This is a genomic window from Niabella beijingensis (assembly GCF_020034665.1).
GTDB lineage: Bacteria > Bacteroidota > Bacteroidia > Chitinophagales > Chitinophagaceae > Niabella > Niabella beijingensis.
The window spans coordinates 163,866-190,077 of record NZ_JAIQDI010000001.1; the positions used below are offsets into that span (position 1 = coordinate 163,866).

The 26,212-nt window shown below is 47.1% G+C and carries 19 protein-coding genes; 11 read left to right on the plus strand and 8 right to left on the minus strand.

Annotated elements, in window-relative coordinates; genetic code table 11:
- Nucleotides 1–7 precede the first annotated feature (7 nt).
- Genes K7B07_RS00625 through K7B07_RS00635 form a run of 3 tightly spaced genes read left to right on the plus strand, consistent with a single transcriptional unit; the run spans nucleotide 8 to nucleotide 4,312 of the window.
- Nucleotides 8–1,927, plus strand: a complete 1,920-nt coding sequence (locus tag K7B07_RS00625) for a RagB/SusD family nutrient uptake outer membrane protein (RefSeq protein WP_223706511.1) — start codon at nucleotides 8–10, stop codon at nucleotides 1,925–1,927.
- Between the two features lie 25 nt (nucleotides 1,928–1,952).
- Nucleotides 1,953–3,188 carry a DUF4959 domain-containing protein gene (locus tag K7B07_RS00630; RefSeq protein ID WP_223706513.1) on the plus strand — a complete coding sequence of 412 codons (1,236 nt, stop codon included), beginning with the start codon at nucleotides 1,953–1,955 and terminating at the stop codon, nucleotides 3,186–3,188.
- 26 nt (nucleotides 3,189–3,214) lie between these two features.
- Complete coding sequence (locus K7B07_RS00635; RefSeq protein WP_223706515.1) at nucleotides 3,215–4,312, plus strand: DUF4998 domain-containing protein; 1,098 nt, start codon at nucleotides 3,215–3,217, stop codon at nucleotides 4,310–4,312.
- Between the two features lie 173 nt (nucleotides 4,313–4,485).
- On the opposite strand, the gene glgB is transcribed toward K7B07_RS00635, so the two are convergent.
- Nucleotides 4,486–6,450 (minus strand): 1,4-alpha-glucan branching protein GlgB, encoded by a 1,965-nt coding sequence (gene glgB / locus K7B07_RS00640; RefSeq protein WP_223706517.1) that lies wholly within the window; start codon nucleotides 6,448–6,450, stop codon nucleotides 4,486–4,488.
- Between the two features lie 342 nt (nucleotides 6,451–6,792).
- On the opposite strand from glgB, the gene K7B07_RS00645 reads away from it, so the two are divergent.
- Both K7B07_RS00645 and K7B07_RS00650 read left to right on the plus strand, forming a co-directional pair.
- Complete coding sequence (locus K7B07_RS00645) at nucleotides 6,793–9,591, plus strand: TonB-dependent receptor (protein WP_223706519.1); 2,799 nt, start codon at nucleotides 6,793–6,795, stop codon at nucleotides 9,589–9,591.
- 12 nt (nucleotides 9,592–9,603) lie between these two features.
- Nucleotides 9,604–10,350, plus strand: a complete 747-nt coding sequence (locus K7B07_RS00650) for a GLPGLI family protein (protein WP_223706521.1) — start codon at nucleotides 9,604–9,606, stop codon at nucleotides 10,348–10,350.
- A gap of 8 nt (nucleotides 10,351–10,358) precedes the next feature.
- Here the strand turns inward: K7B07_RS00650 and K7B07_RS00655 are convergent, their stop codons facing one another.
- The 4 genes from K7B07_RS00655 to K7B07_RS00670 all read right to left on the minus strand — a co-directional run bounded on the left by K7B07_RS00655 (nucleotide 10,359) and on the right by K7B07_RS00670 (nucleotide 16,507).
- Nucleotides 10,359–12,203 (minus strand): glycoside hydrolase family 13 protein, encoded by a 1,845-nt coding sequence (locus tag K7B07_RS00655; RefSeq protein ID WP_223706523.1) that lies wholly within the window; start codon nucleotides 12,201–12,203, stop codon nucleotides 10,359–10,361.
- A 12-nt stretch (nucleotides 12,204–12,215) separates the two neighbouring features.
- Complete coding sequence (locus K7B07_RS00660) at nucleotides 12,216–13,577, minus strand: MFS transporter (protein WP_223706525.1); 1,362 nt, start codon at nucleotides 13,575–13,577, stop codon at nucleotides 12,216–12,218.
- Between the two features lie 149 nt (nucleotides 13,578–13,726).
- The gene (locus K7B07_RS00665) at nucleotides 13,727–15,007 is read right to left on the minus strand and encodes a glucose-1-phosphate adenylyltransferase (protein ID WP_223706526.1); all 1,281 of its coding nucleotides are present in this window, start codon (nucleotides 15,005–15,007) and stop codon (nucleotides 13,727–13,729) included.
- Nucleotides 15,008–15,076: 69 nt separating this feature from the next.
- Complete coding sequence (locus K7B07_RS00670; RefSeq protein WP_223706528.1) at nucleotides 15,077–16,507, minus strand: glycogen synthase; 1,431 nt, start codon at nucleotides 16,505–16,507, stop codon at nucleotides 15,077–15,079.
- A gap of 134 nt (nucleotides 16,508–16,641) precedes the next feature.
- Between K7B07_RS00670 and K7B07_RS00675 the strand changes: the two genes are divergently transcribed.
- The 3 genes from K7B07_RS00675 to K7B07_RS00685 all read left to right on the plus strand — a co-directional run bounded on the left by K7B07_RS00675 (nucleotide 16,642) and on the right by K7B07_RS00685 (nucleotide 19,743).
- Complete coding sequence (locus tag K7B07_RS00675) at nucleotides 16,642–18,120, plus strand: MFS transporter (protein WP_223706529.1); 1,479 nt, start codon at nucleotides 16,642–16,644, stop codon at nucleotides 18,118–18,120.
- A 24-nt stretch (nucleotides 18,121–18,144) separates the two neighbouring features.
- On the plus strand, nucleotides 18,145–19,110 hold the full coding sequence (locus tag K7B07_RS00680) for an ROK family protein (RefSeq protein WP_223706531.1): 966 nt from the start codon (nucleotides 18,145–18,147) through the stop codon (nucleotides 19,108–19,110).
- A gap of 141 nt (nucleotides 19,111–19,251) precedes the next feature.
- Nucleotides 19,252–19,743: a VOC family protein gene (locus K7B07_RS00685; protein WP_223706533.1), complete on the plus strand. Its 492-nt coding sequence runs from the start codon at nucleotides 19,252–19,254 to the stop codon at nucleotides 19,741–19,743.
- A gap of 909 nt (nucleotides 19,744–20,652) precedes the next feature.
- Here the strand turns inward: K7B07_RS00685 and K7B07_RS00690 are convergent.
- Nucleotides 20,653–21,288: a DUF4136 domain-containing protein gene (locus K7B07_RS00690; RefSeq protein ID WP_223706534.1), complete on the minus strand. Its 636-nt coding sequence runs from the start codon at nucleotides 21,286–21,288 to the stop codon at nucleotides 20,653–20,655.
- Between the two features lie 223 nt (nucleotides 21,289–21,511).
- On the opposite strand from K7B07_RS00690, the gene K7B07_RS00695 reads away from it, so the two are divergent.
- Complete coding sequence (locus K7B07_RS00695; RefSeq protein WP_223706536.1) at nucleotides 21,512–22,285, plus strand: SIMPL domain-containing protein; 774 nt, start codon at nucleotides 21,512–21,514, stop codon at nucleotides 22,283–22,285.
- A gap of 59 nt (nucleotides 22,286–22,344) precedes the next feature.
- Here the strand turns inward: K7B07_RS00695 and K7B07_RS00700 are convergent, their stop codons facing one another.
- Together K7B07_RS00700 and K7B07_RS00705 are read right to left on the minus strand one after the other, a co-directional pair.
- On the minus strand, nucleotides 22,345–24,003 hold the full coding sequence (locus tag K7B07_RS00700) for a DEAD/DEAH box helicase (RefSeq protein ID WP_223706538.1): 1,659 nt from the start codon (nucleotides 24,001–24,003) through the stop codon (nucleotides 22,345–22,347).
- Nucleotides 24,004–24,136: 133 nt separating this feature from the next.
- Entirely contained in the window at nucleotides 24,137–24,346 is a 210-nt protein-coding gene (locus K7B07_RS00705; protein ID WP_223706540.1) for a hypothetical protein, read from the minus strand.
- A 135-nt stretch (nucleotides 24,347–24,481) separates the two neighbouring features.
- Between K7B07_RS00705 and K7B07_RS00710 the strand changes: the two genes are divergently transcribed.
- Both K7B07_RS00710 and K7B07_RS00715 read left to right on the plus strand, forming a co-directional pair.
- The gene (locus K7B07_RS00710) at nucleotides 24,482–25,051 is read left to right on the plus strand and encodes an RNA polymerase sigma factor (RefSeq protein ID WP_223706541.1); all 570 of its coding nucleotides are present in this window, start codon (nucleotides 24,482–24,484) and stop codon (nucleotides 25,049–25,051) included.
- A 7-nt stretch (nucleotides 25,052–25,058) separates the two neighbouring features.
- Nucleotides 25,059–26,192, plus strand: a complete 1,134-nt coding sequence (locus tag K7B07_RS00715) for a S1C family serine protease (RefSeq protein WP_223706543.1) — start codon at nucleotides 25,059–25,061, stop codon at nucleotides 26,190–26,192.
- Nucleotides 26,193–26,212: the final 20 nt, after the last annotated feature.

Genomic DNA, 26,212 nt, shown 5'->3' on the forward strand with positions numbered 1-26,212 from the left:
TAAACTTATGCGTCTCACAACCTGTATTGCTTCGGTTTTTTTGTATGCATTTATTTCATTCACTGCTTTTTCCTGTAAAAAATACCTCGACGTGACTCCGGAAAATGTGGGCACTCTTGATTATGCGTTCCGGAACAGGAATGAGGCGGAGAACTATCTTTTTGCCTGTTACAGTACCCTGCAGAGCTTTGCGGATGTAACAAGAGATCCTTCATTCGTTACATCGGGAGAAACCATATATCCCACCGTTATCGGCGAAGGTCCCAAATTGTACGATCAGGGCTTTCACATGATAAGAGGCACACAGAACATATCCAGCCCCGTACTCAATTACTGGGATGGGACCAACGGTGCTCCTTCTGTTTTTAAAGCCATCCGGCGTTGCAATATCATGTTGGCCAATATTAATAAACCGATAGACCTGGATGAATTTGAAAAAGCCCGCTGGATCTCCGAATTAAAATTCCTGAAGGCATATTATCACTACTACCTGGTAAAAATGTATGGTCCGGTGCCGATTTATGACAAGGACGATGATATCACCACACCCATAGAACAATTACGCGTAAAAAGACAGCATGTGGATTCGGTATTTGATTATACCGTGCGTTTAATTGACGAAGCGATCCCCAACCTTCCCGTAGTAATTACCGATATCAACAGGGAACAGGGAAGGATCACCCAGGTAATTGCACTGGCGGTAAAAGCCGAGATCCGCACCACACAGGCGAGTCCTTTATACAACGGTAATTCCGATTATGCGGGTTATAAAAATGTAGATGGTCAGCCCCTGTTCTCCGCCAGCTTTGATCCTGCAAAATGGGCCGTTGCCGCCACTGCCTGTAAAGCCGCCATTGACGCAGCCAAGAGCCGGAACCAGGGTTTGTATAAATTTGTAAGACCCGCCAACCTCCCGGCGGACCTCCCGGCCGTCTTGCTCCAGGAACTGACGTTGCAGAATGCCGTAACGGAACGCTGGAACCTGAACCCGGAAGTGATCTGGGCGCTCAACCCCTATTTTCCCCAGCAGTCCAATGCCTGTCCGCGTCTTACCGCCGACTTCAGTCTGGGCGCCGCTCCCGGAACACTGGCCGTTCCGTTTGGTGTCACAGACCTGTTTTATACTAAAAATGGCGTGCCGATTACAGAAGATAAGAACTGGGATTTCGCCGGGCGTTTTTCGTTCCGTACCGGAGATGCTGATAATAAATATTTGATTGCACAGAGTTATCAGACCATAAAAAACAATTTTGATCGTGAGCTCCGGTATTACGCAAATATCGGTTTTGACGGGGCTGTATGGTACGGCAACGGCGTTACCGATCCGAATGCAGCACTTTCAGTACAGGCGCGTTCCGGCCCGGCGGCACCAAAGGACAATTCAAGGCTGAACATCACCGGCATCTGGCCCAAAAAACTGGTAAACTATTTGAGCGTTTACGATAAGAATGGATTTGCGCAAACAGCATTCCGCCTTCCCCGGATAAGAATGGCCGACCTCTACCTTCTTTATGCGGAATGCCTGAACGAACGCAGCGGTCCTTCCGATGAAGCATACGCTTATGTGGACAGTGTAAGGATACGCGCAGGATTAAAGGGTGTTGTAGCATCCTGGGCAGCCCATTCCTTTAATGCGGCAAAGCCCGCGACAAAGGACGGCCTGCGCGAGATCATACACCGCGAGCGCCGTATTGAACTGTGCTTTGAAGCAAAGGCCGGCTGGGATCTGCGCCGCTGGAAAGAATGGACAACGGTAATGGCACAGCCCATGCAGGGATGGTCGATCTTCCAGAAAAATGCGCCGGATTTTTACGTGCCCGTCACCCAGTTTATACCATCCGTCACTACTAAGGATTATTTCTGGCCGTTGTCAGATCAGGCGCAGCAGTTTAACGAAAACCTCGTACAAAGTCCTTACTGGAATTAATGTTTGCAGTTTTTAAAAATTTGATATGAACAACCGCTTTTTTTCCGCTCTATACGCTGTCATCGCAGTTATGTTGCTGCTGTATGTAACAGCCTGTACAAAAATTTCGGATTTTAACACACCGGCTTCCGCCGACAAAACAAAACCCGGAACCGTCACCGACATTAAGGTCACTAATTTTAACGGGGGCGCCTATATCACCTATAGCCTTCCTAAATCAGACAATATATTATACGTAAAAGCCAATTATGTAGTTAATGATAAGACCGGGACCAGCCTGGAAACAAAATCGAGTTATTATTCCGATACGCTGACGGTAAACGGGTTTGCCGAAAAAAAAGAATACGCTGTTATCCTGAGGGTGGTAAGCCGTGCCAATGTAGAATCCGACCCCGTAGAGGTAAAAGTACATCCGGATACACCGGTGTACCAGGTGGTGGCCAAAACCCTTTCCTTGAGTGCGGATTTTGCGGGCGTACGGATCAATGCGATCAATGAGCTGCAGAAAAATGTGGGGGTTGTCTTTCTCTACAACGACCCCTACTATGGCAAGTATACTATACGCCAACAGGTTTTCTCCAGTTTTTCCCAGATCAGTTTTCCTTCGCGTGGCTTTGACACCCTGCCCAAGCCCGTAGCAGCGTATACCACCGATCAATGGGGCAATACTTCCGATACCCTTTTTCAAACCATTAAACCCCTCTATGAGATCGAGCTGAATAAAAGTAATTTTTTTGAATACAATTTGCCCAGCAACAGTAAAACAGATGAATTCGGATGGGTGACACCCCGGCTGTGGGATAATAACAATGGAAGCGGCTGGCATACCAATCAAAGCCGTCCGCCGATCATCCTCCCTGCAACCACCAGCTTCGGCATCGGCGTCCTGGCAAAACTCAGCCGGTTCAAATTGGTACCGCGTGACGGCTACCTGTGGGCACATGGCAACCCCAAGTCTTTCATGTTATGGGGATCGAGCGCAGAGCAACCCGGAGACTTCAGTCCTCCTTATTTCGCCGATGAAGGAACGGTAATGGGAGACTGGGTAAATATCGGCAACTACCGGTACCCGGATCCACCTTCGGGCAGTCTTACACCTACCGATGCCGATCGGGCATGGGCACGTCCCGGAACTGACTTTGATGTACCCTTTGCCGCACCCAAAGTAAAATTCCTGCGGGTGGTGGTACCTGAGAACTGGGGCGGGGACAACAATTTTGCCCATATTATGGAGCTCACTTTTTATGGTGACCCCAGATAATTTTTTCATCAACGTATTTACAGATTATGAACACTATAACGACGCTTTTACGCATCATTGCAGGAACTGCATTTTCCGGGATCCTGCTTTTAAGCTGCAGCCGGAAAATTGACGACTACAAAAAATTCCAGGATAATAAAGAAGTGGTCTATAGCGGCACTGTCGCTAATTTAACCACCCGGCCCGGCAACCTTAGAATAAAGGTAAGCTGGAATCCCAGTCCGGATCCCAGCATTACGGGATACATACTTTACTGGAACAATGGCCGCGATTCCCTGGTGCTGCCGGCGACCACCAATAAAACATCGGATACGGTCAGTACGGTTATCTCCACCCATCTGCAGGAATCAGATGTACAAAGCTTCCTGCTTTACACCTATGATGCCGCCGGTAACCGCTCTGTCGGACAACGGACGCAGCTTACCAGGATGTATGGCCCCATTTATGAGTCCTCACTATACAATAAACAGCTGCTGACCAATACCACCCCCTTCCGGATTTTTGGCAACGATTCGGTAAGATTGTATTTTACTAAATCGGATTCTACAAACATCTATTCAAAGGTCTATTATTACAAACAGGATAATACACTGGACAGTATAACCGTTTCAAAAGATTCAGTCACATTAGAAAATTATAAACTGGGAACAAAAGCGGCGATCCAATCCTATTTTCTACCCGGCCTTACGGCCATTGACACCTTCCGGACGCGGAAACCGGACTCTACCATCCTGATCCAGTTTACTCCTTATACAGACACGGCACTTGCTTATTCCTACCGGGCCACCGGCACAAGGTATAACTACAACAGCGATGGCAGTGCCGCCGGTACCACCGCAATTGATATCGACAAGCAAATAGAAAAAACAGACTATATAAGCGTCCGGACGGATGATGTAGCCAATCTTGCCAATAACGGGGATACACGCATGATCCTCACCTTCGCGGCAGACGGGACCATTGATGTTTCCGGATACATCGGCGTCACCAATCCCATAGAAAACCATCCTACCGCCGGCAGGAGCTATATCGACCGTGCCACGGGCGATCTCGTGATGCGGTATAAATATACCAATTCGGATGGCAGTTTCCGGTTGATAGAAGAAGTATGGAAGCGTAAATAGCTGCAACCGCTTGTCCACAGATGATCGCTGATGGATCCACTGATACCGCAGATGGTTTTTGTGCTATAATTTATAAAAACAAGACTGAGGAGAACAACCTGGTTTTACAAAATCTCCCGTAGAGCCGACGATTGCCTGCGCCGGATCTGTGTCATCTGCGGCACATGCCTCACTTATTTTAAAATAACCCCGGCCAGCGGAGGCAGGTTGAGGGTAATGCGGTAGCGTTTTGTGGCAACATCGATCAATTCAATCCGGATGTCCTTGTTAAATACATCTCCCGTACCGTCGTATGCTTTGCTGTCGGAGTTGAACAGTTCTTCCGTATATTCCTTACCTGTGCATTCCACCACCCAGTCGTAACGCACTTCGGGCGTCATATTCAGCAGCACCAGCAGGTCTTCTCCGGGGTGGAGACCTTTTCTCTTATAGGCCATAACACTTTCTGTACGGTGATCCAGATCCACCCATTCAAAGCCATCGTTTTTGAATTGACGGATGTGCATTGCCGGTTCGCTTACAAGTACCCCGTTCAGCGCCTTAAGACATTCCTGTACGCCTCTGTGACTGTTGTGCTGTAACAATGACCAGTCCAGCTCGGATTTATAATTCCATTCTGTTGTCTGTCCGAACTCCGATCCCATGAACAGCAGCTTGGCGCCGGGATGTGTCCACATATAGGTAAAGAACAATCGCAGGTTGGCAAACTTCTGCCAGAGATCGCCCGGCATTTTAAAGATCAGCGGGCTCTTACCATGTACTACTTCATCATGACTGATGGGCAGCATAAAGTTCTCATCATAGTAATACATCATACTGAATGTAAAATCATTCTGATGGTACCGGCGGTGTATCGGGTCCAGTTTGAAATAGTCCAGTGTATCATGCATCCAGCCCATCATCCATTTCATGCCAAAGCCCAGGCCCTCTTCAAAGGTCGGCCGCGACACGCCCGGCCAGTCCGTAGCTTCTTCTGCTATGGTCTGCACATCCGGGAAGTCGCGGTAAATGGTTTCGTTCAGGTGCCGGATAAATGTGATCGCTTCCAGGTTTCCGTCGCCGCCGAATTCATTAGGCTCCCACTCGCCTTCTTTCCGCGAATAATTGAGCTTAAGCATCGAGCTTACGGCATCCACCCGCAGCCCGTCGATATGGAACTGCTCCAGCCAGAAACGGGCGCTGCTGATCAGAAAGGACTTTACCTCTCCCCTTTTATAATTAAAGATATAAGAGTTCCAGTCCGGGTGATATCCCTTGCGCATATCTGCGTATTCATAGGTGTGTTCTCCGTCAAACAGGTACAAACCGTGCGCGTCATAAGGAAAATGAGAAGGCACCCAGTCCAGTATCACGCCGATACCCGCCTGATGAAAGGCGTCCACCAGACGCATGAATCCCTGAGGATCGCCAAAGCGTGAAGTGGGTGCAAAATAACCGGTGGTCTGGTAGCCCCAGCTGCCATCAAACGGATATTCCGTTACCGGCATCAGCTCCACGTGGGTAAACCCCATCTCTTTTACATAGGGCACCAGTCGCGCTGCCAGCTGGTCGTAAGAATTATAGGAATGTTCGTCCGAAGGGTCCGGTTGCTGCCAGCTTCCCAGGTGTACTTCATATACGCTCCAGGGGGCGTCCAGCGCATTTTTTTCTTTTCGCTCCTCCATCCACTTTTCGTCTCCCCAATCGTAACCCAGCTCCCAGGTAATGGAAGCAGTCATGGGACGCAGTTCCCAGTAGTTGGCAAACGGATCTCCTTTTTCAGTTACCGCATTATGGGCTCCCGCAATATGATACTTGTATAATTCACCAAAACTCAAATCCGGAATAAACCCTTCCCATACCCCACTGTTATCCCACCGCGCTGTGAGCGGATGGGTCACTTTGCTCCAGTCATTAAAGTTCCCGGTTACGAATACGAACTGTGCATTGGGTGCCCACACGCAAAAATACATGCCCCATTGCCCCTGCACCTGCAGGGCATGGGATCCGAAGATTTCATATAATGAATAATGAGTACCGTTCTGAAAATTTGTTATATCAGTGTCGGTCAGCAGCGAATAATTCCAGACCGGTTTTGTAGTATCAATAAAATTCGCAGCTTCAAACCTTTCCTGGATTTTTTTTAGATCGATTGGCATATGAACAGTTGTTCAGCAATGTACAACATTTTTTCAGGAAATCGCCCCGGCCTTTTGCCCCCCTTCGCATCTTTGATATCAGTTTTTTATATACTTTAACGTATTTTACAATCAGGCCGGTATCAGGTATTATGGAAAACCTTCATTTTTGCGTCATGAATTTTTCTACTGAAAAAAACCATAGCAGAAATGATGAGAAACCAACAGCGTTGCCGGATGAAATAAAATAACTACCGACTTAGTTTCATTACGTTTTTTTCGTAGATTTGCCGGATCGTGAACTGTAACAAAACAAGTCGGATAGCGACTACCATATAACAAACACTTTATCAAAACACGTCCATGAGATCAAGAACTCTCGTTTTGCTTGCGCTGTTTCTTTGCTTCTTTCAGGCGGCAAAGGCCCAGTCGGGCGGCAGTATCAAAGGCCAGCTGACAGATACAACAGAACATAAAGATCTAAGCAATGCATTGATCACTGTAATGAAAGCAGCGGATTCATCGCTGGCCGGCTTTATCCGGACGGGAAAAGATGGTATGTTCCAGATTCCCGGCCTGGATACAGGGAACTATGTGGTGATGATCACCCATCCCTACTTTGCCGACCTTTTTGAAAATGCGACCATTAACGGAACTACACCCGTCGACCTGAAAACACTTTATATGCTCTCCAAGATCAAGCTGATGGAGGAAGTGATTGTAAAGGGGAATAGGGCCATTTTTATGTCGGGGGATACCACAGTGTTCACTGCAGACAGTTTTAAGGTAGCGGAAGGGGCCAATGTGGAAGAGCTCCTGAAAAAGCTCCCGGGTTTCCAGGTAGACAAAGACGGGAAGATTACGGCGCTGGGAAAAAAGGTGGAACGAGTGTTGGTAGATGGAGAGGAATTCTTCGGTAGCGACCCTGGTATTGCCACTAAAAACCTGAGGGCCGATAATATAAAAGAAGTACAGGTATACGACGGAAAAAGCGACCAGGCAGCTTTTACGGGTATTGATGACGGGCAAAGCAAACAAACAATAAACCTGAAATTGAAGGAAGATAAGAAAAAAGGATACTTTGGAAAAATAGAGGTGGGAGGAGGCCTAAAGGACAGATCCGAAACGGGGGGACAAAATAAATTCAACAATTCGGTCATGCTGAATGCCTTTAAGGCGAAACGGAAGATTGCAGCCTATGGCATCATGAGCAATACCGGTATGCTGAACCTGAGCTGGGACGACCAGGAAAAATATGGCGGTGACAATGACAACATGCAGGTATCGGATGACGGAAGTGTAATGATGTACTTTGGCGGAGGCGGGTACAACCGGAGCGATGGTATTCCCACCAACTGGAATGCAGGCTTTCACTACAGTAACAAATTTGCGGCGGACCAGTACAGTCTTAACACAGGTTATAAATTTGTAAAGATCAATGCTCCCGCCTACATTCGCACCAACTCGCTTCAGTTTGCAAATGACTCTACCTGGCGTAGTAATTCCGTAAACAATAACTTCAGCTCCGACATGCGCCATCGCATGAACCTGATGGTGGAGGACAAGATCGACTCTATGAATACCGTCAGGATACGTGCCAACGGTAATAAGGGTGTGCTCAAAACCGAAGGATCCTATATTACGGAGAATCTTACGGAAGACAACCGGTACATTACCAAAAGTGAGGCCCGGAATTCGGGAGAAACTGATAATGGCAGCATTGATGCCAACGTGCTATGGACCCACAAATTCAAAAAACAATACCGCACCTTTTCAGCTACTGCCGGCATCAATTACAGCAACTCCGACAATACAGGATACCAGTATTCGAAGGCCGATTTTTACACCAGTCTTGGTCCGGAGCCCGATTCCACACTGACCATTGATCAGCAACGTACCAATAATAATGAGACCAAATCTGTTAACGCACGTATTGCGTACACCGAACCCATTATAAAAGACTTTTATCTTGAGTTCAGTTATGCTTTTAGCAAAAGCAATTCCACACGAAAACGCGACAGTTACGACAAAGGTGTTTCAGGTGCATACGATCAGTTGAATGCAGATTTCAGCAATAATTTTGAGTTTAATAACACCAGCAATGCACCAGGGGTGAATTTCAGGGTGAACAAGAAAAAATACAATTACTCTTTTGGCTCTACCGTCAACTTTAACCAGTATGTGCGGATCAACCATACCGACAATAGCAGTAGTCCGTACAGTTTCACCAACTACTATCCGAGAGCCAATTTCAATTATAAACTCAAACCTTCTGAAAATATCTATGGAGGTTATAACGGCAACGCCACCGCACCATCGCTCGACATGTTGCAGCCCATTATCGACAATACCCAGCAATTGAATCAGCGCATAGGTAATCCAGACCTGAAGCCCTCCTTCACACATTCCTTTAACCTGGGATTCAGTTCGTGGAAAATGCTTACAGAGCGCAATATCTATCTTTATACCAACTACCGTACTACGCAGAATGCGTTTGTAAACCTGAACGACTATACCAACCCTGTTCAGAAATACCAGACCGTGAATGCCAGCGGCGTCACCAATCTTTACGCCTACCTGGGTTACGGATTCAAATTAAAGAAGCCAGACATCCGTTTTAACATCAATCCAGGTTATAACGGCGGTAGAAGTATTGATTTTATAAAAGACAACAGCAACCCGGAAGCCGTTAAGAACATTACTACCCGCAATTCCTATGAGCTCAGCCTGGGCATTCAGAAATCGATCCAGGATCAAAAGTTCACTATCTGGGTGCGTCCACAGGCTGCTTATAACAATACCAGAGCCACAGTGAATACACGCGTAAATCAGAACTACTGGTCCTATGGAATCAATGGCGACATCGCTGCGAAGATCACCAAGGACTTTGAATTAAGGACGGATGTAGACGGAACCTACCGGCAGAAGACACCGGACTTCGCCAACAATGTAAATTTCACCATCTGGAACGCTTCAGCCGTTAAACGTTTTTATAAAAATGAATTTGAGCTATGGTTCCGGGTCAATGACATTCTGAATCAGAACACCGGCTTCAGCCGGTATGGTTTTACGGAAACCTACCGCACGGTTCTGAAACGATTTTATTTATTATCCTTTGTCTGGAATCTGAATAGCAATAAAGGCGCAGCTCCTGCAAAATAAAATAACAGCAACATGAAATATCCCATTACATTGCTTCTGCTGACATTCATTTATGCAACGCTCCCGGGCCATGCACAAAAATTCATTAACAGCGGAACAGTTGAATATGAAGTCCGGATCAATATCAGAAAAGGACTGGAGGCCGAAGATGATATGTGGAGCCGCGCCCTAATGGATAAGATGCCTCAGTTTTCCGTAAATTACTATTCCTATGCTTTTAAAGACAATAAGGGTATATACAAATTTGACCGTACCGGCGACCGCCAGAAAATAAGCAGCTGGATTACTGGAGTGGAAGAAGAGAATGTCTGGTACAACGACTATGCCACCAACAAGTACGCCAACCTCATTACTATCGATAATTACAATATTGTGGAAGGCGATCTGAAAAAAATAAAGTGGAAGTTAAGTCCCTCTGAATCCACAGTGATCGCGGGATTTAACTGTCGTAAAGCAAGTGCCATCCTCTTTGACAGCGTGTACATTTTTGCCTACTATACGGAAGAGATTCCCGTAACCGGAGGCCCCATGGGCGTGCACGGATTACCCGGGCTGATCCTCGGTCTTACCGTACCCCGTCTCTATACCAGCTGGATCGCCACTTCATTGAAACTGGATGTATCCGCCCCTGTTGCCCCACCATCCAAAGGCAAAAAAGTCACGGATTCTTTTGTCATAAATGCATTAAAAGAATATGGCAAAAGATGGACCGGCGGCAACAAATACGCCAACACCCTGATATGGAGAACGTTTCTTTAGCTCCTTCGCTATTGCAGCTCCAGCACCAGGTTCGACATCGGGTGTAAAGTAAGTGAATCACTAAAGACAATCGGGCTGCCATTAACCACATCCCTTCCCTGTTTAAAACGGTGGAGCACTTCCCGGAACCTCGAAGTAGCAACCGTTGCCGGCTTACCGTTCGTATTCATGGCACACATTACCGTTTGCCGGTCATCGTACCGGAAATAAACATACACCCCATCATAAGGCGCAAACTGCAACAACCTCCCATGCGTAAGGGCAGAGGAGCGCTTCCTGAAATTGGCCAGGGTTTTAATATAATCGAATACCGCCGCTTCCTTTTCCGTGCGACCGGAAGCGATAAATTTATTTTGCGGATCACCGGGCCATCCACCCGGAAAATCCAGACGTACATATCCGTCATTGGGCCAGGTGGTTCCCTTCATCAGCACCTCGCTGCCGTAATACATCTGCGGGATCCCCCTTCCCGTAAGCAGCCACGCAAAGGCCAGTTTGTACTTTGCCGTATCCTCATTTACCACGGAATAAAAGCGGGCCAGATCATGATTGTCCAGAAAGATCACCTGGCGCATGGGATCTTTATACACAAAATCCTGCGCCAGCGTCGTGTACAGCTTGTTCACCCCCTCTGTCCATCCGAAGGGCTGCGTTACCGCCGGAATGATGCCGTAAAACAGGGTTTGAAAATCGGTGGTCGCCTGGAGGTTGCTTTTAAAAGGAATGGAATAATTGTTCTCACAAAAATAGCTTTGATTGGGCACACCATGTACCCAGGTTTCTCCAAAGATGCTGATGCGCGGATATTCATCATAGAGGGCCTGGTTACAGCGGTTCATGAACTGAAGATCGTTATAGGCATAGGTATCCACCCGCCATCCGTCGATGCCAAACTCCTCCACGCTCCACAAGGCGTGCTGGATCAGGAAGGCCTGTACAAACGGATTCGACTGATCCCAGTCAGGCATAGATGGAACGAACCATCCGTCTTCCATAATTTTTTTATCAATACGGGCCGCATAGGGGTCAAACACCGCCTGGTCTTTATAATTGGTTTGTGTAAACCCCGGCCAGCGGTGAAACCAGCTGCTGTCCGGCTGATCCCGGAACAATACATGCTCCAGCCCGGTATGATTGTAAACGGCATCCTGGATCATCTTCAATCCTTTGGCATGTGCCGCATCGATCAGCCTTTTATAAGCCGCAGCGCCGCCCAGCCGCGGATCGATCCGGTAATGATCGGTAAACGCATATCCATGCTCCGTACGGTTGGGCATATCATTTTCGATCACGGGGTTCAGCCAGACCGCGGTCACGCCTAAGTTTTTTAAATAATCCAGGTGGTTTTCCACACCCTTCAGATCACCGCCATGCCGCTCAAATACGGAGTCGCGGTTCAGCGACTGGTCCCGCATTCCGCTTACGCGGTCATTGGAAGGGTCTCCGTTGCTGAACCGGTCGGGCATGATCAGGTAGATCAGGTCTGCAGAAGTGGCACCGTTCGCAAACGCCGTACCATTTCCCGCCCGGCGGTTGCTGATCGGCCAGTCTACCACCTCCTTTCCTATTGTGATCTTTGCTATCCCCGGCCGGGTATCCGGACCAATGACAAGATGCAATACCAGGTAATGCGGATTGTCAAACCGGGAGATCTTTTCCAGTTTCACACCAGGATATTGAACCGATGCCGCTTGTGTTTTCAGGTTCTGGTCTGCCGCACGTACCAGCAGCTGAACCTTGTTCCATTTCATATTGATCCACCAGTTGGCAGGATAAAGGGCGACGGAAGCGGCCCCGGCATCCAGCCGGACAAGCATCAGTAATAAAATTGCTGCTAAAAAAGGTTTACGCATAGTGCAACAGTTTTAAATGGCGGTATTTTGAGGATCGCTGATACGGGTGCGCAGCACACTTATGGCTCCCAACACCATCAATACACCTCCAATCATAAGATAATAGATCGCCTGTTTTCCCATTAAATGGCTTACAACAGGACCTCCGATAATGCCATTTACGATCTGCGGGATCACAATAAAAAAATTGAAAATGCCCATATAGACCCCCATTTTATGCTGTGGAATGGTTTCAATAAGCATCGCGTAAGGCATTGCCAGGATACTGGCCCAGGCAAAACCGATCCCCACCATACTGATCCACAGATAACCGGTATTTTTTATAAAATATAACAACAGCAACCCGATCCCGCCCGCCAGCAGCGCTACCGCATGGGTTTGTTTTTTTCCTATTTTTTTTGCCAGTGGTATCAGCAAAAATGCAAAAGGGATGGCGAACAGGTTATAGAGGCCGAACAGGTTGCCCACAAAATCACCGGCCCTGTTAAAAGCTGCAGAATGGGTGTCATCCGGGCTTAAACCAAAATGGTGGGTGGCCACTGCACTGGTAGTGAATACCCACATGGTAAATAGCGCAAACCAGCTGAAGAATTGCACTTTTCCCAGCTGCCACATGGCCGGGGGAATGGTGGTCATATCCCTGAAAATATCCCGCCAGCGGGGTGGCGTTGCAGCAGCCCTGTCCTGACCCGCAAACTTTTTAAAAGTATCCGGATCATATTCCCGGGTTGTGAAAATGGTATAAAGGATCGTTATCAATAATATCAGGGCGCCTGCATAAAAAGAATAGATGACATTTTGGGGCACATACCCTTCAGGCGCCACATTGGATACGCCCATCTTTGTAAGTAATGAGGGCAATGTAGAGCCGATAACTGCGCCAATCCCTATCAGGATGGTCTGTACACTAAAGCCCAGGGTCCCCTGTTCCTTTGGCAGCATATCGCCTACCAGCGCCCGGAAGGGTTCCATGGATACATTGACCGATGCATCCATTAATGTGAGGAACAGCACGGCAAGCAGCAAAACATTAGCACCGATAAATGTGGTGACACTGGCCGCATTCGGCAGAAACACCAGCCCCAGGGCACAGAAAACGGCACCGATCAGGAAATAAGGTTTCCGTCTTCCCAGAACGGTCCAGGTATGATCCCCCAGGTGCCCGATAATGGGCTGTACGATCAATCCGGTTAGCGGCGCTACGAGCCAGAACCAGGACAACTGGTGCACATCCGCCCCGAAATTGGCCAGTATGCGGCTGGCATTCCCGTTTTGTAAGCCAAAGGCCATCTGGATACCCAAAAAGCCCATGCTCATATTAATGATCTGCACCAGGGATAATTTCGGCTTGGAAGCGGTTGATATTACAGACATAGCAAGCGTTTAAGCAGCAAATTTAATATGTATTTAATACACATTAAAAATTATTTTCAAAAAAACTGGTCGTTCAACCAGTTTAGAGCATTTTATAGGATGGTAATGGTTGCAATTACTGGTTATGGGTTCCTGCCGCCGTTTTCCGTTCAGACAACAAATCCATTGGGAAGCACTGCTCCTTTTTTTACCACAATGATGCCGTCCTTTACGGTATACAGTTCGTGATCGGTATTTTCCAGGTGTGTTCCCCCGTTCAGCCGCACATCGTCGCCGATCCGGCAGTTCTTATCAATGATACAATTCCGCAGGTAGCACCGTTTCCCGATACCAATAGGAGGTATCCCTTTGTTCTGATCCCGGCTCAGATCTTCGATGGTCTCGTAAAAATCACTGCCCATTATATAACAGCTGGCGATCGTGGAACCATACCCGATGCGGGAGCGAATACCCACCACGCTGTGCTCAATACGGGAAGCATTGATAATGCATCCTTCGGCGATCACCGTTTTTTCGAGTGTGGTGCCGCTGATCTTGGCGGGTGGCAGCATCCGCGGACGTGTAAAGATCGCTTTGGTATTATCAAATAAATTGAATTCCGGTATGTCGGAGGTCAGCTCCAGGTTGGCTTCAAAGAACGAATAGATATTACCGATATCGGTCCAGTAGCCTTCATACTGGAAACTGGCCACTTTGTATTCGCTGATGGAGGCAGGTATGATCTCTTTTCCAAAATCAGTGGCCTCCGGATGTTTCTTCAGCAACAGGGATTCGAGCAGTTTCCGGTTGAATATATAGATCCCCATGGAAGCCAGGTAGTTCCTCCCCTTCTGCTGCATCGCAGCACCTGTATCACTTTCCCAGTCGCCCAGTATGTCTTTTGACGGCTTCTCTATAAACGAGGTGATGTAGTGGTTTTCATCCGTCTTCAGGATCCCGAATTCAGGAGCCTCCCGTTCTCCCACGGGTATGGTTGCAATGGAAATTTCCGCGCCGGTCTCTTTATGATGCTGCAGCATCTTGTTAAAGTCCATCTGATACAGCTGATCGCCGGAAAGAATCAGTACATAATCGCTGTGAAAAGGTGCCAGGTGCCGGAAACTCTGGCGTACCGCATCCGCCGTACCCTGGAACCAGGTCGGGTTATCGGGGGTTTGCTCGGCAGCAAGTATATCTACAAAAGCGGTACTGAAAGCACTGAAACGATACGTATTCTTTATATGCCTGTTCAGGGAAGCGGAGTTAAACTGGGTCAATACAAACATCCGGTGGATCTCTGAATTGATGCAGTTGGAAATCGGTATGTCTACCAGCCGGTATTTCCCCGCAATGGGTACGGCCGGCTTCGACCGGGTGCTGGTTAACGGCGCCAATCTGGATCCCGCTCCTCCTCCCAAGATCATGGCGATAATCTGATTTGAAATGGACATATATAATAGTTTAAAATTGCTTGGCGTTATAAATATAATCAGGAATCAATAAAACCCGGTATTATTATTTTATTGCTTGGGCCGAAGGGATTCGTAGAGCTGGAGGTATTGCTTTGCCGACATATCCCAGCCATGGTCAATGGTCATGATCCTGGTGCGCATGGCATCGTAAAGATCCTGTTTATTCGAATAAAGATCGATCGCGCGCCCTACGGAATACGCTATATCGCCCACGCTGGACTGCTCCATTTTAATACCAAATCCGCCCTGGTCGCCATAGTCCACCACCGTATCCTTCAGCCCGCCGATGTTCCGTACCATCGGAACCGTTCCGTAACGCAGTGCATACAACTGGTTCAGTCCGCAGGGCTCCACCCGGCTGGGCATCAGCAGGAAATCGGAGCCGGCATACAGCAGGTGGCTCAGCCCTTCATTATAGCCGATATACGCATTAAAATAACCTTTGAACCGGCGTTTCATCTGGTCCAGCTGATTCTCTATTTCAGGATCACCGGAACCCAGCACCAGGAAATTGGCCTTGCCCTGGTACTGGTAAATGGATTGACCGATCGCATCCGGCAACAGGTCGGCAGCCTTCTCTCCCACCAGTCTTCCGATAAAAGTGATCAGCGGTTTTTCAGGATCCAGTCCGAACTGCGCCGATAATTCTTTTTTATTCTTTTCCTTCCCCTGGATCACCTGTTCATCGTCGTAGTTTTTTGCAATAAACCCATCCGTCTGCGGGTTCCAGACCGCGGTATCGATACCATTAATGATACCGATGCTCTTTCCTTTTTCATATTCAAAAAGATTTTCCAGTCCGTTTGCTGAATGCTTCAGTTCATCCATATAGCTGGGACTTACCGTCGTTACTTTCCAGGCGCATTTAATGGCTGCGGCCATGGGGTTTATGGCATTGTTCCAGTCCAGCAATCCCCAGTTCCACGAATCATAGGCCGGCAGGTAGTAATGTTTGTCCCAGCTGAACTGCCCCTGGTATTCGCCGTTGTGCACCGTAAATACGGTAGGCACATTACCCAGCTGGTAACGGAAGGCATAGGCATGACGTGCCATGAACGGGATCAGCCCGGTATGATGATCATGACAGTGAATGATATCCGGACGGTGTTGCCAGCGGCCGATCCAGTCGCAAACCGCCAGCTGAAAAGCAATAAAGCGTTCTGTGTCGTCTTCATAACCATAGATGCGTTCGCGGTCCAGTTTACCGTTGATATCTACCAGGTAAAGATCAAATCCCAGCTTATTGGTTTTTTCCTTGATCACACTGTATTTGAACCATTCATTTCCCAGCGCCTGCCCGCCCTCATGTACCAGTTCCCATTCGTTCTGATATAAAAACTTTGTGCGGTACATCGGCATCACTACTTTGGCGATATGGCCCAGTTCATTCTGATACTTCGGCAACGCTCCCACAACATCTCCCAATCCTCCGGCTTTGGCCATGGGATAGCACTCTGCCGATACATGAATTATTTCCATAATACTGATTTCTTCCGTTACTAATGTAAGCAATATTTACAAATGAAAATATAAATTGAAACGGAAAGAATTAAAATTTTTATTTAGATGATAACTATTTACATTTACTTCCTGATAAAAAACAAACGATTGACATGAGTAATCAAACGACCAAGTGGTCACAATTCGGAACACTGATCATCGTGTTCTTTTTTTGGGGTTTTGTTGCTGCCAGTAATGATATATTGATCCCGGTTTTTAAAGAAAAGCTTCATTTAACACAGGTTCAGTCGCAGATGGTTTCTTTTGCCTTTTATGTGGCTTATACCGTAGGATCACTGATCTTCCTGCTGATCAGCAGTGCCATCAGAAAAGACCTCCTGCAAAAGATCGGCTACAAGAACGGCATTTCGCTGGGGCTGATCATTTCAGCATTGGGCACACTCATGTTTTATCCCGCCGCCGAGCAGGAATCCTTTACCTTATTTATTATAGGACTCTTTATTGTAGGCCTGGGGTTTTCATTACAACAGACCGCAGCCAACCCGCTGGCAATTATCATGGGAGATCCGAAGCTGGGTTCCCAGCGCCTGAGCCTGGCCGGCGGCATCAATAATTTTGGCACCACCATCGGCCCGCTTGTGGTCAGCTTCGCGATCTTCGGATCCGTTACAGCCTCCAGTGCCAGCGCCGACATCCAGAGCATCAAAGTGCCGTACCTCGTACTGGGACTGGCATTTGTAATTGTCGCCATTATCTTCAGGGTATCTTCGGTGCCCAATAAGATCGACCTGGAAGCTGCAGAACCGGAAGGTGCCGATGCATTAGAGCTGGGCAAGCCCCAGCAAAAAGAACTTCCGCAGAGCCGCCATTCGGTAATGGCCTATCCCCAGCTTGTGCTGGGTATGATCGCGATCTTCTTATATGTAGGAGTTGAGGTGAGCACGGCGGCCAATCTGCCGGAGTTTATGAAAGAGCACCTGCAAACCCCTACCGACAAGATCGCTCCTTTTGTATCGCTTTACTGGGCCAGCCTGATGATCGGCCGCTGGACCGGATCCGTGGGCGCCTTTAACCTCTCTCAGGGTGCAAAAAGCATTTTGCGCTTTCTGATGCCGTACATCGCCTTCGGGGTCTTCCTGCTTGTAAATAAAATAGCCAACCATGATGTCACACCTTTTTATGTATATGCCATCCTCATTGTCGGCCTGATCGTTTGTGATATTTTAAGCAAAGGAAACCCGGCCCGCCAGCTTCTCATATTCAGCTGTATGGGTATACTGGCCCTGCTGGTCGGAATTTTTTCCGATAAAATGATCAGCGTGTATGCCTTCATCAGCGTGGGGCTGTTTTGCTCTACCCTCTGGCCCTGTATCTTCACCCTCTCGATTGCCGGATTGGGCAGATTTACCAACAAAGGTTCCAGCCTTCTCATCCTTATGATCATGGGTGGCGGTTTTGTCAGCCTGCTACAGGGCTGGCTGGCGGCACCCGAACATTTGGGCATTCAATATTCTTACTTTGTTGGTGTGGCTTGCTTTGCTTATCTTGCCTTCTACGCAATAAAAGCAAAGGCCGCCCTGAAACAACAAGGCATCGACTACGATGTAAAAACTTCCGGCGGCGGGCACTAAGTATGTAATAAATTGAAAAATGATATGGGACTTTTAGACTTGTCTAATGATTTAGCGATTGGGATTGATATAGGAGGCACCAATACCAAATACGGCATTGTGAACCACCGTGGTGAGATCCTGGAAAAAGGTGAACTAAAAACGGATGATTATCCAACTATAGAAGGTTTTATCAATGCGTTGTACGATGCCATGAAGCCCCTCATTGAGCGGCAAAGCGGATATGGCCTTAAAGGCATCGGTTTGGGCGCCCCTAATGGTAATTATTATACAGGCACCATTGAATATGCACCTAACCTCCATTGGAAAGGGATTATCCCTATTGCCAAACTGGTAAGCGAAAAATTCGGCGTTCCCGCCACACTTACCAATGATGCCAATGCAGCCGCCATGGGAGAAATGATGTATGGCGCAGCAAGAGGAATGAAAGACTTCATCATGATCACCCTGGGAACAGGCGTGGGCAGCGGTATTGTGGCGAATGGTCTGATGCTTTACGGGCACGATGGATTTGCCGGCGAACTGGGACATATTATTGTGCGCCCCGGCGGCCGCAAGCACTGGAGCACCGGGGCAGATGGCTCCCTGGAAGCTTATTGTTCTGCTACCGGCATCACCATTACTGCAAAAAAACTGAGGGCAGAAAATATTCATTCCAAACTGAATGAAGTACCGGAGGAAAAGCTCGATTCGCTGGCCGTATTTGAAATGGCGGAGAAAGGCGATGAAACCGCTATTGAAGTGTTCCGCTATACCGGTCAGATCCTGGGAGAGGCCCTGGCGAATTTTATCATGTTTTCCTCTCCGGAAGCCATCATCCTCTTTGGCGGCGTAATCAAAGCGGGGGAATATATCATGAAACCTACCAGGGAGCATATGGAAAAGAACCTGCTACCCATCTTCCAGAATAAAGTAAAACTGGTATTCAGCGAACTCAAAGAAGCCGATGCCGCCATACTGGGCGCCAGCGCGCTTGTTTGGGAGGCCTGAATGACCTGAGATACGGGGGCGGTCCCGAAAGTACGTTTACCATGTGTTGTCATTCGATCCCGGCGGGCTCAGGACAATATATGAATAGCGGCTTTTGATACCGCCTTTTTTAATTTTTATCCATCGTATATTAAACAAACAATGGACTATAAAATTCCCGCGGCTACCCGGATCGGGCATGTACATCTAAAAGTATCCGATCTCCGGCGCTCCGTTGATTTCTATTGCGGCTTACTGGGATTTGAAATCACCACGCGCTATGGCGATCAGGCTGTGTTCATTTCTGCAGGCGGCTACCATCATCATATCGGATTGAATACCTGGTACAGCAAGGGTGCTCCGCCGGCCCCGGTAAAAGCACCCGGACTTTTTCATACCGCCATCCTTTATCCTACAAGAAAAGATCTGGCCAACATTCTTCACCGGCTGATTGAAAACAATTATCCATTGACCGGCGCCGCGGATCATGGAGTGTCTGAGGCACTGTACCTCGACGACCCGGACGGAAATGGCGTGGAACTTTACTGGGACCGGCCAAAAGAAAACTGGCCGCAGCATCCTGATGGCAGTCTTGAAATGTATACGAGGGAACTGGATCTCGACCGGTTGCTGCAGGAAAGGGAAGAACAGTAAGAGTATAAAACATTAAGGGATTAAGAAACATTAAGAACCGCCGTTTTGTGTACAGCTTAATAATTTCTGTACCGGGCCGCTCTGCAACACTTATGGTATTTTTTTTAAACCATTAAGAAGTTAAGAATAAAAAAACTTAATGCCCCTTAATCGCTTAATGTTTCCCATCGCTCCTACTACATCAGACCGCTCTGCAACACTTATGGTGTTTTTTTTAAACCAGTAAGAAGTTAAGAATAAAAAAACTTAATGCCCCTTCATTGCTTAATGGTTCCCATCGCTCCTGCCACATCAGACCGCCCTGCAACACTTATGTTTTTTTTTAACCATTAAGAAGTTAAGAATAAAAAAACTTAATGCCCCTTAATCGCTTAATGGTTCCCATCACTCCCGCCACATCAGACAGCCCTGCAACACTTATGGTATTTTTTTTAAACCAGTAAGAAGTTAAGAATAAAAAAACTTAATGCCCCTTCATTGCTTAATGGTTCCCATCGCTCCTGCCACATCAGACCGCCCTGCAACACTTATGTTTTTTTTTAAACCATTAAGAAGTTAAGAATAAAAAAACTTAATGCCCCTTAATCGCTTAATGGTTCCCATCACTCCTGCCACATCAGACCGCCCTGCAACACTTATGTTTTTTTTTAAACCAGTAAGAAGTTAAGAATAAAAAAACTTAATGCCCCTTCATTGCTTAATGGTTCCCATCGCTCCTGCCACATCAGACCGCCCTGCAACATTCACTTTTTTAAATCGTTAAGGAATTAAGAACAAAGAGCCTTGATATCCCTTAATTGTTTAATGGTTTTATCAATCAGTCCTCAAACGGAATGCTTAAAAAATAAGGGCCTCCGCTAAAAATAACAGAGGCCCGTTGTAACTACCAAACCAAACTACTATCGTCCATTAACGTCCGCCATAACGCGGAGCGTTTCTTCTTCCGTCTGTTCCTGCATTGCGCGTACTAGATTCCCATTTTCTGAAGATCGCATCCACGATCCGGTCAATCTCCTTAGCCGAGATCCTCCGGCTGTTCACTTCATCCGTAGCCCAGCCCTGCATTACCGTTTCGTCGTTATCCGCATCAACCATCGTAACGGTGATGGTGCCTTCTTTTGTAGGCACTTCATAATTATCATACCCCATAAATCGTGAAGGATAATAAACATTATAAAAACGGCGGCTGTAAGGATTGTAAAAAGTACGGAATCCGCCCCAGCTGTACCTTGGATCTGATTCAACGCGCGAACCCCGCTCCACCAGTACATCATAGCTCAATACCACATCCGGGTTACGGGATACCTGCTGCCACCCCATCCGGGATTCCAGGCGGCTCGAAATCGCCGTTTTGATCTGATTCTCCATCATTGTACTTCCACCCGTGCGTCCGCGGCGGTCCTTTTTCTCCGCCCAGGCAAACGTCCGGTATTTGTTGAAATTGGCATTGCGGGAAGTTTCCACATGCGCAGAAGGGCCACAACCAGCCAGCACAAAAACGATCACGGCAGCCACTCCTAAAAATTTTATGACTCGGTTTTTCATCGCTTTTCATTTTTCTACCAATAAGACGCAGAAAACGGAAAATGGATAACAGCGGCGGTGTAAATTATTTGTGAAAAAACAGGGCCTGCATTAAAGCGCTTAACAATCAGGAATATACACAAGCCCGGTTTAATTTTTATTTTAGAATCATCCGAAATTGATCCTGTTGATAAAAAAAAGGAATACATTTGATACTCTTCTTTTTTTTTGTTAAATTCAAACTATGAATAATACGGAAAACACAGCACCCGGCCCAACCACCGGTAACCGCAACTTTATCGGTCTGGTAATTATCGGCATTTGTATTGTACTGGCAGGCTTTATCGTTGCCGGCGCTTATAAATACAAATTCAAAACACGGCAAACCATACGGGTTACAGGCAGCGCCGAAAAAGACTTTACCAGTGACCTGGTCGCCTGGAACGGCAGTTACAGCCGGGCAGACTTCGATCTTAAGGCCGCCTATGCGCAGCTAAAACAGGACGAGACCAATATAAAAAATTATCTTACCCGAAAAGGTATTACTCCAAAACAGATGATCTTTTCTTCTGTAAAAATCGACAAGATGTTCCGCTCCGATTATAACGAAACCACAAAATCCACTACCACTACCTTTAACGGGTACAACCTTACGCAAACCGTAAAAGTGGAATCGAATGAAATTGCAAAAGTGGAGGCGCTGTCCCGTGAGATCACGGAACTGATCGAAACCGGTATTGAACTGAACTCACCGGAGCCGCTTTATTTCTATACAAAGCTGGCTGATCTGAAACTGGACCTGCTGGCCAAGGCCGCCGAGGATGCCCGCAAACGTGCGGAGACCATCGCTAAAAACACCGGAGGATCCCTGGGGAATGTGGTAAAGGCCAATATGGGTATCTTCCAGATCACTGGTCAGAACAGTAACGAGGATTACAGTTATGGCGGCGCTTTTAATACCTCTTCTAAAAACAAAACAGCAAGCATTACCGTAAACCTGGAATGTGTGGTGAAATAAAAGTAAAAAGTGAGACGCAATACATCTCACTTTTTACTTTTGTGCACGACCGTAAGAAGCTATCCTTTTCTCCGTCCGCCGCCGCTTTCCGCGTCATTCATACGGATCCTTCTGCCCCGGTAATTCTTACCGTCCAGTGCTTTTATCATGATTCGGGCGGAAGCTGCATCCACTTCTACCCAGCTGTTCATCTCTTTCATATCGATACGGCCCAGGTTGTCCTTACTCAGACGGCTCATATCCAGGATGAATTGCAGGAAACTCGCCTTATAAAAACCGTCTTTGGTACCCAGGTTCACAAACAGGCGCTGGTACTGTCCGCTGCCGGAATTGTAACGGCCGCCGCGCTCCTGGCCGCGGGCACCCCTGCGATCGTCGCCGCCCCGGTCGTTCCGGAGGTTCAGGTCTGCAGAGTTTTCGTAATACTTTAAGAACCGGTCAAACTCAAGGGCTGCCACGCGTTGCAATACTTCTTCCTTGCTGATGTTCTCAAATTTTTCTTCCAGCACCGGCACATAGGCTTCATATTCTCCGTGACTGATATCTGCTTTCAGCATCTTATCGATAAAATGAAAAAATTGCTTGCGGCATACATCCTTACCGGAGGGGATATCGATCTTATTAAATTTTGTATTGATCAGTTTTTCAATCTGCCTCAACCGGTATACTTCTTTCGGTGTTACGATGGAAATGGAGATACCACTAAGACCTGCGCGACCCGTCCGCCCGCTCCGGTGAGTATATACTTCTGTATCATCCGGAAGTTCGTAGTTGATCACATGGGTGATCCCCTGCACATCAATTCCACGCGCTGCCACATCCGTAGCGATCAGCAGTTCCAGCGATTTTTCGCGGAAACGGGCCATTACCTTATCTCTTTGTGCCTGCGTAAGATCGCCATGCAGTGCCTCAATATCATATCCCTCACGGATCAGTTGTTCGGTGATCTGCTGGGCATCCGCTTTGGTTCGTGTAAATACGATACCATACATACCCGGGTTGAAATCAATAATACGCTTTAATGTTTCGTAACGGTTGATATGCTGTGTCTGGTAATACTGATGTGCAATATTGGTGTTGGCGGAATTCGCTTTCCCCACTGTAATTTCAAAGGGGTTCTCCATATACCGCTTACTCACCTGGCGGATCTCTTTGGGCATCGTGGCGCTGAACAACCAGGTGCTCTGCCGGTTGGGGGTTTCTTTTAAGATGAATTCAATATCATCCTTAAAACCCATATTCAGCATTTCATCCGCTTCATCAAGCACCACATAATGAATATCTTCCAGGTTGATGGCCTTGCGCTCGATTAAATCAATCAGACGACCGGGTGTTGCCACTACAACATGTGTTCCTCTTTTGATTTCGCGGATCTGCTGGCTGATGGCGGTACCACCGTATACAGCGGTAACCCCGATGTTCGCATTCTTTTGACGGAAGGCCTGCAGATCATTGGCTATTTGAAGACACAATTCCCGTGTAGGGCAAATGATCAATGCCTGCGGAGAAGGAAAAGACCGGTCGATCAGTTGTAACAGGGGCAGACCGAATGCCGCAGTTTTACCTGTGCCTGTTTGTGCAAGCCCGATAAAATCTTTTGTTCCCTGCAACAGAACGGGTATTGCCTGTTCCTGGATCGGGGTTGGTGTTTTAAACCCGATCTTTTCTAATGATTGAAGCAGACCCTCTTCAATCCCCAACGATTCAAATGTAACCACTAAAATATTTTTATAAAATGAGGCCGCAAAGGTAGGACATTTGCGGGACAATGCCGGGGCCGGCCTTTAAGTGCACAAAAAAGCCATCCGCCTTGCCGGGGATGGCTATATTTGATTGCCGAATATAAATGACTTATTTCTTGGCTGCAGTATCAACCGGAGGCACATTGTTTGTGTCAAGGTTCACCATAGTGTCGGTGCTTACTGCAGGAGGAGGAGTAACAGATGCCGTATCAACAGGAGCTGTCGCCGTAGAGTCGCCGTTATTATCACCTTCAGCGCCGCTGTTACAGGCCGCAAAACCTAAAGAACTGATTGCCAGAACGATAAACAACTTTTTCATTATCTTAAATTTTTATTTACAATTTTAGGTTAATACAAAAGTTAAAGAAAGGTAACCCGCTCCGGTTCAAAAAAGTTTTTCTTAGTCCCAAAGGGTTACTATTTTTAAAAAAAAGTATTATAAATAGCACAAAGCGTGAAAGAGACGATCTTAGAACAGGAAATATTGCTACTGAAGGGTTTAGCGCGCAATGATAAGAAATCAACCGAGGAAATATATAAACAGCATTACAACCTCATTCAGGCTTTGGTAGTCAATAATAGTGGTACTGCCGACGATGCCCGGGATATTTTTCAGGAAGCGATGGTGGTATTATTTGAAAAGGCCCGCTCCGGCACGTTTGAATTGAACTGCCAGATCAAAACCTATCTGTACTCGGTGGCCAAACGACTGTGGTTAAAGAAGTTACAACAGCAGAACCGGTATACCGAGGAATGGAATGATTCTGGTAATATGGTGAAAGTGGAGGAAGATCTGGAAGCACATGAGCAGAAAGACCAGGAATATGATCTGATGCATCATTCAATCCAGCACCTGGGTGAGCCCTGTAAAAGTTTACTGGAAGCATTTTATTTTCAGAAAAAAAGCATGCAGGATATTGCTGAAGCCTTTGGCTACACAAATGCCGAAAATGCTAAAACACAGAAATATAAATGCCTGATGCGGTTGAAAAAAATATTCTTTTCTCAGTATAATAAAAAGTAGTCTTATAATGCACGAGCATGACAACATAATGTTGACGGAGGCGGTGGAACGGTACATCTCAGGTGAGATGAGCCCGGATGAGCGCTTACATTTCGAAAATTTAAGGAAGGCCGATGCCGAGATTGATCAGATGGTGGTAACCCATACATTGTTCATGCAGCGGATGAACCGTTACAATGAATGGCAGAAATTCCAGGCCTCTTTAAATGAGATCCATACAAATCTCGCCACCCAGGGAAAAATTGATTCACCTGCCCTGAAGGGCAAAGCCAAACTGGTGTACCTGTACAACCGCTATAAAAGAGTGGCTTCCATTGCAGCTTCCATTGCCGGGCTTACCGCCTTGCTGGTTTCGGCAATACTTTGGTCGGTTACCCCAAAAACGCAGAGTGCCAAACTAGACCTGTTAAACCGGAGTATCAATACCTTAAAGACCACTTCCCGCCAGCAGGCCGAGCAGATCAATCTTCTTAAAAATAATCAGACCACAGAAGTAAAAACACCGGAGATCACCTACAGTTCCGGCGGTACCGGGTTCATTATCGACAGCAAGGGGCTGCTGGTTACCAACGCTCATGTGATCCAGAATGCACAAAATATTGCAGTGGCCAGTTCAACAGGTACCGAATATTTTGCCAAAGTAGTCTACCTTGACCCGGTAAGGGATATTGCCCTGCTGAAAATAACAGACAAGGATTTTAAACCCCTGCCTCCTGTGCCCTACGGATTTACACGTAAAATGGCCGACCTGGCGGAACCGGTATTCACATTGGGATATCCCCGGGAAGATATTGTTTACAACCAGGGATACCTGAGCGCTAAAACCGGATTCAATGGCGACACGCTGAGCTGTCAGATCGAAATTGCCGCCAACCGTGGCAACAGCGGCAGCCCTATCCTGAACAATGAAGGCGATGTGATCGGTATTTTAAATGGCCGGCAGAAAGACCAGGAAGGTGTGGCATTCTTTATACGTTCAAGAAACCTGTATAATGTGCTCAATGAAGTGAGAGGAAAAGAAAAGACCGACTCCTCCATTCAGAATATAAAATTGAATACCAGGTCCTCGATTGCCAATCTCAACCGCACCCAGCAGGCAAAAAAGATCCAGGATTATGTATTTATGGTAAAAGTGAATTAAGGATCTCAGTCATAAACCAA

Excerpts from the sequence above, each read along its gene's own strand:
- K7B07_RS00645 (WP_223706519.1), top strand. The coding sequence starts at position 6,793 with ATGAGATCAAGAACTCTCGTTTTGCTTGCGCTGTTTCTTTGCTTCTTT.
- K7B07_RS00660 (WP_223706525.1), bottom strand. The coding sequence starts at position 13,577 with ATGTCTGTAATATCAACCGCTTCCAAGCCGAAATTATCCCTGGTGCAG.
- K7B07_RS00695 (WP_223706536.1), top strand. The coding sequence starts at position 21,512 with ATGAATAATACGGAAAACACAGCACCCGGCCCAACCACCGGTAACCGC.
- K7B07_RS00625 (WP_223706511.1), top strand. The coding sequence starts at position 8 with ATGCGTCTCACAACCTGTATTGCTTCGGTTTTTTTGTATGCATTTATT.
- K7B07_RS00715 (WP_223706543.1), top strand. The coding sequence starts at position 25,059 with ATGCACGAGCATGACAACATAATGTTGACGGAGGCGGTGGAACGGTAC.
- K7B07_RS00665 (WP_223706526.1), bottom strand. The coding sequence starts at position 15,007 with ATGTCCATTTCAAATCAGATTATCGCCATGATCTTGGGAGGAGGAGCG.
- K7B07_RS00670 (WP_223706528.1), bottom strand. The coding sequence starts at position 16,507 with ATGGAAATAATTCATGTATCGGCAGAGTGCTATCCCATGGCCAAAGCC.
- K7B07_RS00685 (WP_223706533.1), top strand. The coding sequence starts at position 19,252 with ATGGACTATAAAATTCCCGCGGCTACCCGGATCGGGCATGTACATCTA.
- K7B07_RS00680 (WP_223706531.1), top strand. The coding sequence starts at position 18,145 with ATGGGACTTTTAGACTTGTCTAATGATTTAGCGATTGGGATTGATATA.
- K7B07_RS00630 (WP_223706513.1), top strand. The coding sequence starts at position 1,953 with ATGAACAACCGCTTTTTTTCCGCTCTATACGCTGTCATCGCAGTTATG.
- K7B07_RS00655 (WP_223706523.1), bottom strand. The coding sequence starts at position 12,203 with ATGCGTAAACCTTTTTTAGCAGCAATTTTATTACTGATGCTTGTCCGG.
- glgB (WP_223706517.1), bottom strand. The coding sequence starts at position 6,450 with ATGCCAATCGATCTAAAAAAAATCCAGGAAAGGTTTGAAGCTGCGAAT.
- K7B07_RS00690 (WP_223706534.1), bottom strand. The coding sequence starts at position 21,288 with ATGAAAAACCGAGTCATAAAATTTTTAGGAGTGGCTGCCGTGATCGTT.
- K7B07_RS00635 (WP_223706515.1), top strand. The coding sequence starts at position 3,215 with ATGAACACTATAACGACGCTTTTACGCATCATTGCAGGAACTGCATTT.
- K7B07_RS00675 (WP_223706529.1), top strand. The coding sequence starts at position 16,642 with ATGAGTAATCAAACGACCAAGTGGTCACAATTCGGAACACTGATCATC.
- K7B07_RS00650 (WP_223706521.1), top strand. The coding sequence starts at position 9,604 with ATGAAATATCCCATTACATTGCTTCTGCTGACATTCATTTATGCAACG.
- K7B07_RS00705 (WP_223706540.1), bottom strand. The coding sequence starts at position 24,346 with ATGAAAAAGTTGTTTATCGTTCTGGCAATCAGTTCTTTAGGTTTTGCG.